This is a genomic window from Psychrobacter sp. GTC18467 (genome assembly GCF_055397455.1).
This window is the reverse complement of sequence record NZ_AP038920.1, coordinates 2242248-2254685: the sequence shown is the minus strand read 5'-3', so window position 1 is coordinate 2254685 and position 12438 is coordinate 2242248. Positions and strand designations below refer to the sequence as shown.

Annotated in this window: 11 protein-coding genes; 6 read left to right on the top strand and 5 right to left on the bottom strand. The window is 46.4% G+C overall.

Translation table 11 applies throughout. From position 1 onward, the window contains the following. Nucleotides 1–15: 15 nt before the first annotated feature. Nucleotides 16–1104 (bottom strand): DNA topoisomerase IB, encoded by a 1089-nt coding sequence (locus ACZ5XY_RS10055; protein WP_464741296.1) that lies wholly within the window; start codon nt 1102–1104, stop codon nt 16–18. A 213-nt stretch (nt 1105–1317) separates the two neighbouring features. Here ACZ5XY_RS10055 and ACZ5XY_RS10050 point away from each other — a divergent pair, with 213 nt between their 5' ends. Then, the gene (locus ACZ5XY_RS10050) at nt 1318–1806 is read left to right on the top strand and encodes a GNAT family N-acetyltransferase (protein WP_464741294.1); all 489 of its coding nucleotides are present in this window, start codon (nt 1318–1320) and stop codon (nt 1804–1806) included. A gap of 80 nt (nt 1807–1886) precedes the next feature. Here the strand turns inward: ACZ5XY_RS10050 and ppnP are convergent, their stop codons facing one another. The 4 genes from ppnP to ACZ5XY_RS10030 all read right to left on the bottom strand — a co-directional run bounded on the left by ppnP (nt 1887) and on the right by ACZ5XY_RS10030 (nt 4721). Further along, complete coding sequence (gene ppnP / locus ACZ5XY_RS10045; RefSeq protein WP_464741292.1) at nt 1887–2174, bottom strand: pyrimidine/purine nucleoside phosphorylase; 288 nt, start codon at nt 2172–2174, stop codon at nt 1887–1889. 64 nt (nt 2175–2238) lie between these two features. After that, nucleotides 2239–3334 (bottom strand): peptide chain release factor 2 gene (gene prfB, locus ACZ5XY_RS10040; protein WP_464741290.1). Its coding sequence is split into 2 segments (ribosomal slippage): nt 2239–3261 and nt 3263–3334, totalling 1095 coding nucleotides; the frame shifts between segments, so codons are not numbered across the junction. 76 nt (nt 3335–3410) lie between these two features. Then, a complete protein-coding gene (locus tag ACZ5XY_RS10035) occupies nt 3411–4133 on the bottom strand; it encodes an HAD family hydrolase (protein WP_464741288.1) in 723 nt (240 codons plus the stop codon). 48 nt (nt 4134–4181) lie between these two features. Then, on the bottom strand, nt 4182–4721 hold the full coding sequence (locus tag ACZ5XY_RS10030) for a gamma carbonic anhydrase family protein (RefSeq protein ID WP_464741286.1): 540 nt from the start codon (nt 4719–4721) through the stop codon (nt 4182–4184). Nucleotides 4722–4961: 240 nt separating this feature from the next. Between ACZ5XY_RS10030 and ACZ5XY_RS10025 the strand changes: the two genes are divergently transcribed. The 5 genes from ACZ5XY_RS10025 (at nt 4962) to ACZ5XY_RS10005 (ending at nt 12381) form a co-directional block, all read left to right on the top strand. Next, the gene (locus ACZ5XY_RS10025; RefSeq protein WP_464741284.1) at nt 4962–5513 is read left to right on the top strand and encodes a phosphatase PAP2 family protein; all 552 of its coding nucleotides are present in this window, start codon (nt 4962–4964) and stop codon (nt 5511–5513) included. Between the two features lie 394 nt (nt 5514–5907). Further along, nucleotides 5908–7149, top strand: a complete 1242-nt coding sequence (gene carA / locus ACZ5XY_RS10020) for a glutamine-hydrolyzing carbamoyl-phosphate synthase small subunit (RefSeq protein WP_464741282.1) — start codon at nt 5908–5910, stop codon at nt 7147–7149. A 222-nt stretch (nt 7150–7371) separates the two neighbouring features. Beyond that, nucleotides 7372–10623 carry a carbamoyl-phosphate synthase large subunit gene (gene carB / locus ACZ5XY_RS10015; RefSeq protein WP_464741280.1) on the top strand — a complete coding sequence of 1084 codons (3252 nt, stop codon included), beginning with the start codon at nt 7372–7374 and terminating at the stop codon, nt 10621–10623. Nucleotides 10624–10911: 288 nt separating this feature from the next. Continuing rightward, entirely contained in the window at nt 10912–11388 is a 477-nt protein-coding gene (greA, locus tag ACZ5XY_RS10010; RefSeq protein WP_464741278.1) for a transcription elongation factor GreA, read from the top strand. A gap of 195 nt (nt 11389–11583) precedes the next feature. Further along, nucleotides 11584–12381, top strand: a complete 798-nt coding sequence (locus ACZ5XY_RS10005) for a hypothetical protein (RefSeq protein ID WP_464741276.1) — start codon at nt 11584–11586, stop codon at nt 12379–12381. The last annotated feature ends 57 nt before the right edge of the window (nt 12382–12438 follow it).

Sequence of the window (12438 nt, the reverse complement as noted above, 5' to 3'; positions counted from 1 at the left end):
TTTATCACATAAAATTTATTGAGACAAAAACGCCAGCAGCGCTTTTTCTTCAACACTTTGGTGAGCACGCGTCCGACCTCGGCGAGCGTTTTTATACTCCTCAAAAAACGTTCCGGCTAAAAAGTGCTCAATGATTTTGGGGTGAATATAAGACGCTCGGCAAACCGTTGGCGTATTGCCAAGCTCGGCGGCGACGTTTTTTACCATCTCCGTTACCAGTTTTTGCCGCGCTTTGCTGTTTTGAGGACGTGTTAAGATATCCTTTTGCTCGCCTGATAATTCATCATAAAGGTAGCTTGCTGCCAAAACGCTTGCCATCCACGTTCGAAAGTCTTTGGCGCTAAAGTCATCGCAGTCGCCGCAATGCTTGCGTAAATAAGCGTTAATCGCGCCGCTATCGACGACTTGTTTGTTGCCATTTTCATCAAGGTATTTAAAAATTTGATAGCCTGACAATTCCGAGCACGCTTGGATAATGGCAATTAAGCGCTCATCAGACAGCTCAATATGGTGCGATTTGGCACTTTTGCCAACAAAATCAAAGGCGAGGCCCTCCTCGGTTTCGCTGACATGACGACTTCGCAAGGTTGTTAAGCCAAAGCTTTTGTTGAGTTTGGCATAGCGGCTATTGCCAACGCGAATAAGCGTCGTTTCAAGTAATTTAATCACCGCCGCCAATACGTTTTCGCGGGACAATTCAGGGGCAGCCAAGTCTTTTTCAACTTGAGAACGGAGCTTTGGTAGCGCATTGGCAAAGTCAATCATGGCGCTAAATTTGGCATGGTCGCGGACGTTGTCCCATTTTGAGTGGTACAAATACTGCTTGCGACCTTTATCATCGCGACCGGTCGCTTGCAAATGCCCCTTATCATCGCCGCAAATCCAAACCTCCGACCACATCGGCGGGATAACCAGCGCCTCAAAGCGGGCGCGAAGTTTTTTGCAGGTGACCGTTTTGCCTGCGCTGTCTTGATAAGTGAAGCCGCGACCGCGACGCTTTCGGGTAAATCCTGCCTCAACATCGCTGACATAGCGCAGTTTAGCGCGGCGGGCTAAGCGCTCATAATCGTGGCGCTCGGAAATATGGGCAGCGGCTTCGGTCATAAGTTGGCGTGTCTCATAGCTAAAGGCAGTTAACAAAGATAAGTTCAAAAAGAATAACTTTAGGATAATCAAGACGGCAGTTTTTTACTGTGAACATTGGCAAGATAATGTGTAAGGCTGTGTAAATTAGAGCGCTTTAAAGCTTAAAAAAGGCTATTAAATGTTGAGTTTTCGGGCATAATTGAATATTAAATTTTTATAGAAAGACAACTCATGACTGAATTAAATTCTAACTTGCAAACTAGTCCTATTCGCATTGCTGCCCTTACCGAGCAAGACTTTGAGGCTTGGCTTGACCTATGGCAAGGCTATTTGACGTTTTATGAAACGAGCCTGCCTTTGCAAATCACCAACTCAACTTGGCAAAAGCTGATGGATAGTAATACGCCCGTTTTTGGTTTTGGTGCATTTCAAGAGGATAGCTTAGAAAAAAACAAACTGGTCGGCATCGTTCACACGGTTATCCACCCAAACACTTGGAATGCGACTGATTGCTGCTACCTTGAGGACTTATTTGTCAGTGAGTCGGTTCGCGGTCAAGGCATAGGTCGCGCCCTTATCGAGCATATTTATCAATTTGCAAGCGAGAAAAACTGCAATCGCATTTATTGGGTAACGCAAGACAATAACCAAACGGCGCGGCGGCTTTATGACACGCTTGCCACACAAACGGACATGATTCAATACCGTAAAGATTTATGAACTATCCGTTTTATAAAACATTTTTCAAAACAAAAAAAACGCTAAGATTGCGCTTAGCGTTTTTTAATTTTGCAAAAAGTTTAATCTTTACCATAGGTGCATAAATATGCCGTTTCAACGTCAACTTTAACGCCAAATTTTTGGTTGGCATCAACGGTAAACGTTTGACCTGCCTCGAACGTTTGCCAGTCATTGCTGTTTGGCAATTTCACCGTCAGCGCGCCGCTAACCACGGTCATGGTTTCAAATTCGCTCGTGCCAAACTCATAATCGCCAACTTCCATCACCCCAACAGTTGCCGGAAGGGTTTTGGTTTGAAAGGCAATTGAGGTCACTTTATTGTCAAAATATTGATTTACGCTTGGCATAATTGTCCTTATGTCCTTAATAATAGTCATTTTAAAATTGCATTTTTCGTTTAAAAAACACTTATCATAATCCTGCTTTTAAACTGGCTTTGATAAATGGGTCAAGGTCGCCATCGAGCACAGCGCTTGTATTAAACGTTTCAACGCCAGTTCGCAAGTCCTTAATCCGCGAGTCATCAAGGACATAAGAGCGGATTTGGCTGCCCCAACCGATGTCTGATTTGTTGTCTTCAACGGCTTGCTGTTTTTCCATGCGCTTTTGCATTTCAAGCTCATAAAGCTTGGCGCGAAGCATTTTCATTGCCGTGTCTTTATTAGCGTGTTGGCTGCGCTCATTTTGGCAAGCAACGACCGTTCCGGTGGGTTCGTGAGTGATTCGAACGGCAGAATCGGTGGTGTTCACGTGCTGACCACCTGCGCCCGAGGAGCGGTAGGTATCGATTCGCAAATCCGCGGGATTGATGTCAATCTCGACGTTATCATCGATTTCAGGCGACACAAAAACGGCTGAAAACGAGGTATGACGACCGTTATTGCTGTCAAATGGCGATTTGCGAACTAAGCGGTGAACGCCAATTTCGGTTCTAAGCCAACCAAACGCATAGTCGCCTTTAATGGCAAGCGTTGCCGATTTAATTCCTGCCACGCCGCCTGCGGAAACTTCAATCACTTCAACTTTAAAGCCGTGCGACTCTGCCCAGCGCGTGTACATCCGCAGCAGCATCTCTGCCCAGTCCTGAGCTTCTGTGCCGCCGCTGCCAGATTGAATGTCTAAATAGCAGTTGTTGGCGTCCATTTCACCGCTAAACATCCGGCGAAATTCAAGCTCGGCAACCTGAGTTTCCGCGGCATCAAGCTCGCTTTGAACGTCTTCGAGAAGCGCCTCGTCTTCCATTTCTACTGCCAAGTCAAGCATGGCAGCCGCGTCATCAAGGCGCGAATCAAGCGTTATCATCACGCCCAAAATGTTATCCAGCTGACTTTTTTCTTTGCTGATTTGGGTGGCGCGGTCGGGGTCGTTCCAAAGCTCAGGGTTTTCAAGCTCTAAATTGACTTCTTCTAAGCGCTCTTGTTTGCCATCAAAGTCAAAGATACCTCCGAAGGTCTTGACCGCGAGCGCTTAAGTCTTTGATTTGGTCTTGGTAAGGGCTGATTTCCATTGTGGATAATTCCTATTGGGTTACAACGTTGATGTTGATTTTGATAAATTACAATAAATAAGCGAAAATTTGGCGGCTAAATCGCCCAATCTTCCACCGCCCAGCGGTGCGCAAGCGCATGAGCATGAAGCGCGTCGTCGGGACTGACGCAAACGGCAATATCTGCCCAATCAAGCAGCGGAATGTCGTTTTTGGAATCAGAATAGGCATAAGTAGTGTCAAATTTTATACCATCAGCACCTTTTTTATTGAGCCATTTTTCCAAATGATACAATTTTCCTGCTTGAAAATTAGGCTTGTCGGTTAAGCGACCGGTGTAGCGCTCATCAACGATTTCAAGCGGTGTGGCAAGCACGTTTTCAGGCGGCACATCAAAGCGCTCGGCAATGGCGGACACCACAAAATCATTGGTCGCCGAAATAATCACCACGGTGTGACCCAGCGCCAAATGCTCTTTTAACACCGTCAGCGCTTTTGGGCGGATGTGCGGCTCAATTTCGTAGCGAATGTAATCTTCGCGCAATTCATGCAAGCGCTCAAGCGGTAAGGTGGTCAAAAACTTGGCAACAAACTCATTATATTCGGTGGCGTCAAGCGTCCCTGCAATATATTGGTCATAAAACAGCTGATTTAATCGGCGGTATTCGTCCTCATCGACCAATTTATGAGTAACGACATATTCGCCCCAAAGATAGTCGCTATCAACGTCAAGCAAGGTATGGTCAAGGTCAAACAGTGCTAAGACGTTGCCTTGATTGCCGCTATTATTACTTGCCATATTTTCTGTTAAATTTGTCATTGTTGTTCTCGTTATCAAATTATAAAAGTATGATGAAAAAGTTAAAAATTAATCGTTTGGTAAATCAACGGTTTTAAGTCCGTTGCGATAGTTTTGACAAAGGTTTGCATACCCCATTGCGGAGTCTTTAAGCATCGCTACTTGCTCATCGGTTAAGGTTTTGACGACTTTAGCAGGAGCTCCCATCACCAGTGAATTGTCCGGAATCACTTTGCCTTCAGTCACCAACGCCTTTGCGCCAATGATGCAATTTTTACCGATGTTGGCGTGATTAAGCACCACCGCGCCAATGCCGATTAAGCTGTTATCGCCAATGGTGCAGCCGTGAAGCATGGCTAAATGCCCAATGGTGACGTGGCTGCCAATACTCACTTGAATGTTTGGGTCGGTATGAATGACGCTGTTTTCTTGAACGTTGCTAAAATCACCGATATAAATGTGGTCGTTGTCACCGCGAATGACCGCGCCAAACCAAATACTGACTTTATGCCCCAAATAAACGTCACCAATCACCTGCGCAGACTCGGCTACGAAGCCTTGAAACGGCGTCGCAAATTGTGGTGATTTTTCTAAATATTGATAAAGCATGATTATCCTCAGCGTTAATCAACGCTTAAATTTTTAGCAGCCAAATAAATGGTTAAATCTCGACAAATCGCGTTTCTTTTATCTGCAATACCGCTACAATAGCCAAGATTTTACTTGAAAACTTTTTATAAAAATAAGCGTCAGTTTAGCATTAAAGCGCTTGCAATTTAAAACCTTTCCTCAAGTTTGGTTTTGCTGCTTGGTTTTACTTTATTAATTTACCTAAAGGATTTTTACCTCATGCGCTACCCTGCTGTCATTTTATCGTCGAGCATAATTTTATCCTCAAGCGCTATATGTTCCATGCAAAGCGCGAACGCAAGCGATACGGTTGAAAAAATTGGCTCGGCGCTTGCGGTGACCATTCCGGCGGCAGCGTTTGGCAGCACCTATTATATGGATGATAAGGAAGGTCGTCAGCAATTTTATTATGCGTTTGCAGCAAATGCAGCGGCAACGCAAGCGCTAAAAATGGCGGTCGACAAAGAGCGACCAAATGGTGAAGATGACCGCTCATTTCCATCACGGCATGCGTCGTTTGCCTTTCAAGGGGCAAGCTTCATTCACAAGCGCTATGGCTTTGAATACAGCATTCCGGCATATCTTGGCGCAGGATTTGTCGCCTATAGCCGCGTGGCTGCCGATGAGCATGACACGGTCGATGTGCTTGCAGGCGCGGCGCTTGGGGTAGCAAGCAGCACCCTTTTGACCAAGCGTTATGAGGATGGGGCAATGCTCAGCGCCAATCTTGCGCCCGATTATTATGGGGTGACGCTATACTATCCGTTTTAAAAGCTATCCGTTTTAAAAAGCTGTCCGTTTTAATGGCTTAACTGTTTTACCGTTAATTTTTAGACACCTCTTATTTCAAGACTATTTATCTCAAAATAAAAGCCTTTAAAACACTTCACCATTTTCTTGCAACCCAAGCTTGATTTTTAGATTTTCAGCGTAACTTAAAGGGTAGTATTTAGCCAAAAAATCCAGTATAATGCGCAAAATCTGTGCCTAAGCGAGCGGACATGATGCGACTGACGTCTTCACTTTTGAGTGATTTTTGTGGTTGTTATCAATAATGTCTTCTCGCTTTTTTGTGGTCAAATTTTGATACGATATTGATTTTATTAACAATATTTTTATCACTTTTACCCAATTGGGCGCTCACCAATCATAGCGGAGGCAACCTTTGAATTCATCGACGACAACCCAAGCCATTTTAGCATTAGCAGACGGTACGATTTTTCGCGGGGTCAGTATTGGCAGCGAAGGTCACCGCGTCGGTGAAGTGGTGTTTAATACCGCGATGACCGGATACCAAGAAATCCTGACCGACCCAAGCTACGCCCGTCAAATCGTCACCCTCACCTACCCGCACATCGGCAATACCGGAACCAACTCTGAGGACAGCGAATCCGGCTGTGACCACAAAGTTTGGGCGGAAGGCTTAATCATCCGTGATGCGACGATGGCAACCTCAAGCTTTCGCCATTCTGAATCGTTAAGCGACTATTTAAAGCATCATGATACGGTGGCAATTGCCGATATCGACACGCGAAAACTGACCCGAATTCTTCGTGATAAAGGCGCTCAGCACGGCTGCATTTTGACCGCGGCAAACGGTAACACCATCACAAAAGAGGACGAAGAAAAAGCCATCGCCCTTGCCAAAGACTTTGAAGGTCTTGAAGGGATGGATTTGGCAAAAGAGTGCTGCCACCCTGAAGGTTTTGAGTGGACCAAAGGCACTTGGGAGCTGTCCGACTCACCGTTAAACCGCGACATGGAAGGCAGTAAAGACAGCAAAACCGGCGGCTTTTTTAAAGCGCTTGATACCCATATCGACAGCAAATTTAACGTCGTGGCTTACGATTTTGGCAGCAAAACCAACATTTTAAGAATGCTCGTTGACCGTGGTTGTCACGTGACCGTCGTTCCTGCGCAAACGCCAATTAAAGACGTGCTGGCGATGAATCCTGATGGCATTTTCTTATCCAATGGTCCTGGCGACCCTGCCGCTTGCGATTACGCGATTGATGCCGTTCGTCATATCATCGAAGAAACGGACGTACCAACTTTCGGCATTTGCTTAGGTCATCAGCTCATCGGTCTTGCCAGCGGCGCGCAAACGGTCAAAATGAAAACCGGTCACCACGGCGCCAACCATCCGGTTCAAGATTTGGAATCAGGCGTGGTGATGATTACCAGTCAAAACCATGGCTTTGCCGTCGATGAAGCCACCTTGCCGGACAACGTCAAACCCACGCACCGCTCGCTGTTTGATGGCACCAACCAAGGGATTGAATTGACTAATAAACCGGTCTTTAGCTTTCAAGGTCACCCAGAAGCCAGCCCCGGTCCTCACGACTGCGCGCCATTGTTTGATAAGTTTATCACCATGATGGAAGCGGCTAAGTCAGCAAACGCTTAACAAAATAATTGATAACGCGCTTTTTATAAATTTGACGGCTTGCTAATTTAAAAAAGTGCGTTAACCTTAACTAAAAATAGCCTTATCAGCGCTTGGTTTGTCCTAAGCGCTTATCCTCACGACTGCAAAAAAGAAAGTTTAACAACAGCTTAATATCAAGAAACTTAGTATCAAAAAACTTAGTATCAAAATCATTTAACATCAAAACGAAGGTAGCCCTTTATGCCAAAACGTACGGACATCAAAAGCATTTTAATCATTGGCGCAGGCCCTATCGTCATCGGTCAGGCGTGCGAGTTTGACTATTCAGGCGCTCAAGCCTGTAAAGCGCTTCGCGAAGAAGGTTACCGCGTCATTTTGGTGAACTCAAACCCCGCCACCATCATGACCGACCCTGCCATGGCAGACGCCACTTATATTGAGCCGATTACGTGGCAAACGGTTGAGCAAATCATCGCCAAAGAACGCCCCGATGCCATTTTGCCAACGATGGGCGGTCAAACGGCGCTTAACTGTGCCCTTGATTTGGATAAGCACGGCATTTTGACCAAATACAATTGCGAGCTGATTGGCGCGACCAAAGAAGCCATCGAAATGGCAGAAGACCGCGATTTATTTGACAAAGCCATGAAGCGCATCGGTCTTGAGTGCCCGCGCGCAGAAATCGCCGAAACTATGGAAGAAGCCTTTGCCACCCAAGAAAAATTAGGCTTTCCGTGTATCATTCGCCCGTCATTCACCATGGGCGGTTCCGGCGGCGGCATTGCTTATAACCGTGATGAATTTATCGAAATTTGCGAGCGCGGCTTTGATTTATCGCCAACCCATCAGCTTTTGATTGACGAATCGTTAATCGGTTGGAAAGAGTACGAAATGGAAGTCGTTCGCGATAAAAACGACAACTGTATCATCATTTGCGCCATTGAGAACTTTGACCCGATGGGCGTTCACACCGGCGACTCAATCACCGTTGCCCCTGCGCAAACGCTGACCGATAAAGAATACCAAATCATGCGCAACGCGTCATTAGCGGTACTTCGTGAAATCGGCGTAGAAACGGGCGGCTCAAACGTTCAGTTTGGCTTAAACCCTGAAACCGGTCGCATGGTCGTCATTGAAATGAACCCACGCGTATCGCGCTCGTCAGCCTTGGCATCAAAAGCCACCGGCTTCCCGATTGCCAAAATCGCTGCGAAACTTGCAGTTGGCTACACCTTAGACGAACTTCAAAACGACATCACCGGCGGCAAAACGCCGGCAAGCTTTGAGCCCACGCTTGATTATGTTGTCACCAAAATCCCGCGCTTTAACTTTGAAAAATTCCCACAAGCCGACAGCATTTTATCCACCCAAATGAAATCGGTGGGTGAAGTGATGGCCATTGGTCGTAACTTCCAAGAGTCCATGCAAAAAGCCCTTCGTGGTATGGAAACCGGCGCGGACGGCTTTGATGAGCAAATCGATTTAACCCAAATTGCCCCTGATAAAGCGCGAAAAGAAATCATCAATCGCTTGACCGTTCCGACCCCTGAGCGCATTTATTATGTTGCCGATGCCTTCCGCGCTGGCATGAGCGTTGAGGAAGTCTTTAACTTTACCAAAATTGACCCGTGGTTTTTGGTGCAAATTGAAGACATCGTCAACACCGAAGGTGAGGTCAAAGCGCTTGGCTTTGGTGGTTTAACTGCCGATAACTTACGCCGCTTTAAACGTAAAGGCTTGTCCGATTTGCGCTTGGCTAAATTGCTGGGCGTATCGCAAAAACAGCTTCGTAAAAAGCGTTGGGATTTGGGCGTCAATCCAGTTTACAAGCGTGTTGACACTTGCGCCGCTGAATTTGAAACCAGCACCGCTTATATGTACTCCACCTACGATGAAGAGTGCGAAGCCAACCCAACGGACAAGAAAAAAATCATGGTCATCGGCGGCGGTCCAAACCGAATTGGTCAAGGTATCGAGTTTGATTACTGCTGCGTTCACGCGGCGCTTGCCATGCGCGATGACGGCTATGAGACCATCATGGTCAACTGTAACCCTGAAACTGTTTCGACCGATTATGACACCTCAGACCGCTTATATTTTGAGCCAATCACCTTGGAAGACGTTCTTGAAATCGTTCGCATCGAAAACCCAGACGGGGTTATCGTTCAGTTTGGTGGTCAAACACCGCTTAAACTTGCCCGCGCGTTAGAATCTGCTGGGGTTAAAATCATTGGCACAAGCCCTGATGCTATCGACCGCGCCGAAGACCGTGAGCGTTTTCAGCACATGATTCACCAGTTGAATTTGACTCAGCCCTCAAACGCGTTAGCCACCAGTTTAGAAGATGGTTTGGTGAAAGCTAAAGAAGTGGGTTATCCGCTCGTTGTTCGCCCGTCTTACGTTTTGGGCGGCCGCGCGATGGAAATCGTTTATAACGAAAATGAGTTGAAACATTACCTTAAAACTGCCGTTCAAGCGTCAAACGAAGCACCGGTTTTACTTGACCGCTTTTTGGATGACGCGATTGAAGTAGACGTTGACTGCGTTTGCGATGGCACCGATGTGGTTATCGGCGGCATCATGCAGCATATCGAACAAGCCGGCGTTCACTCAGGCGACTCAGCATGTTCATTGCCGCCGTACTCTTTATCGGACGAGCTTTGCGATGTGATGCGCGCGCAAACGGTGGCGATGGCAAAAGAGCTTGGCGTTGTAGGTTTGATGAACGTTCAATTTGCGGTAAAAGGTGATACGGTTTACATTTTGGAAGTTAACCCACGAGCCGCGCGAACTGTTCCGTTTGTCTCAAAATGCATCGGAACGTCTTTAGCCCAAGTTGCCGCGCGCTGCATGGCAGGAACCAGTCTTAAAGACCAAGGCTTTACCAAAGAGATTACCCCTGATTTTTACGCCGTTAAAGAAGCGGTATTCCCCTTTGCCAAGTTCCCTGGTGTTGACCCGATTTTAAGCCCTGAGATGAAATCAACAGGGGAAGTCATGGGCGTTGGTAAAACCTTTGGCGAAGCGTTTTATAAAGCCATTATCGGTAGTAATGAGCGCCTGCCGGGCTTACCAACTGAAGGCGAAACCAAAACGGTCTTTATCTCAGTTCGTGACAGCGACAAAGAGCAAATCGTTCCGATTGCCAAAACCTTATCTGACTTTGGTTTTAACATCGTTGCCACCACCGGAACGCAAAAAGTATTGAGCGACAACGGCATTGATTGCACCCAAATCAACAAAGTTACCGAAGGTCGACCGCACATTGTTGATGCTCTGAAAAACGGTAAAATTGATTTAATTATCAATACGACCGAAGGCAAACAAGCTCAGGAAGATTCGTTCTCAATTCGCCGAAGCGCCCTTCAAGGTAAGGTGTTTTACGTGACCACGTTGGGCGCTGCCGATGCGGTTTGTAAGTCTTACGCCATTGATTTGCCGTTTGACGTTTACAAATTGCAAGACCTAAATAAAGAGACATTGAGCGCCTAAGAGTTGACGCCGCTCATTAATTTGAGTAAATTAAGCATCAGAAGGCTTGGTAGTTTATTAAGGTAAACTGCCAAGCGCTCAAAATCTTATTAAAAAATGATGAAAGCATAGCCGCCGAGCTGCGACTATGCTTTTTATTATGATTGAATTTTAAAGGTGGATATTGCAAAACGTGCTGCGTTATCCTCACTTATTATTAATTAATAGTATTTTATCACCCAAATTAATATGCTTATACCGCACCATCTCGCTTGAGGTGGTGTGATGGTATTGGCTTAAGGAAAAACTATGCAACGCTATCCAATGACACCGCAAGGTCATGCCACGCTTGAAGCTGAATTAAAGCAACTTAAAAACATTGACCGCCCAAGAATCACCGCCGCCATTGCCGAAGCTCGCGAACACGGCGATTTAAAAGAAAACGCCGAATATCATGCCGCTCGTGAGCAGCAAGGCTTTTGTGAAGCGCGAATCCGTGATATTGAAGCCAAGCTTGGCGGCGCTCAAGTGATTGACCCCTCAACTCTGCCCAAAGAAGGTCGCGTGGTGTTTGGCGTCACCGTGGTGATTGAAAATATGGACACCGAAGAAGAAAAGCGCTACAAAATCGTCGGCGATGATGAGGCGGATTTTAAAGCCGGTAAAATCTCGGTCAACTCGCCCATTGCTCGCGGTCTTATTGGCAAATCAGAAGGCGATGAAGCGCGAATCCAAACCCCAAGTGGCGTGGTTGAATACGAAGTGATGGAAGTGATTTACGAGTAAAATGCTTTCTTAAACAATGATGATGGCGCTATTTAGTTACACAATTGTGCTGTAAGTTTGGCATTATTTTGGCGCATAATCTGAGTTATTTTGAAATCTAAGCAATTTTTATGCTGATTTGACCCTTATCATTGCGCAATTGCCGTGGTAAGGGTTTTACTTTTTCATGACTTTTTATGGTTAAGGCTGGCGGATATGAATTATTTTACAACTAAAAAATTGGGCGCTGTTTTTGTAATTTCGGCAATGTTGCCCTTGACTGCTCATGCGGCAACTAAAGTCACGGTTGCACCCGTAGCAAGTAGCGCCACCATTATTGAGCAATCAAGCGATGGTAAAGTGGCAACCATTACCGCAACGCCAACCGGAATCACCATGCAAAACGGCGCGCCTTATTATGCAACCCAAGTCAGCACCACCCCGCGATATGTCACCAAAACGCAAACTGTCGGGGTGGCAGTCACGCCCGTTGTTCCGGCTACGACCACAACCGTTGTCACTGCCCCCACCAATACGGTCATTACCCCAGTTGCCACCACGGCAGATAATACAGTCATAAGCGTCGCTCAACCAGCCACTGCTGTCACCAGCGTTGCCCTAAACACGCTTGAAATCACCCCAACCTTTAGCACTCAAGGTATGGTCACTGCCAACACCAAAATCATGAAGGTGCTCAAAGACAGCAGCGGTCGCGAGTTTGCCGTTCCTGCCAATAAAATCAGTGCAGGTGATGTGATTGAATATCATACCAATTATGTGACTACCACGGCGCAGCCGGTAACGGACTTAAATGCCAAACTGGTACTGCCGTCAAACGTTAAGCTGATTTCTTTGCAAAGCAGCTTGCCAACGTATGCGCTAACCGGCGATTCTTATCAGGTGATTGACCAAAATGCCGTCGTCAGCCAAAGCTACTCAGGGCTAAAATGGGATTTGGTCGATTTGGCTGCCAATGCTCCGCAAACCGTAGTCATTCGCGCTCAAGTTCAATAAGGGTTGCGCTTTGCCAGTTTTTAATTGACAATATTAAGCTGGCTTTAGGTAGGTCGC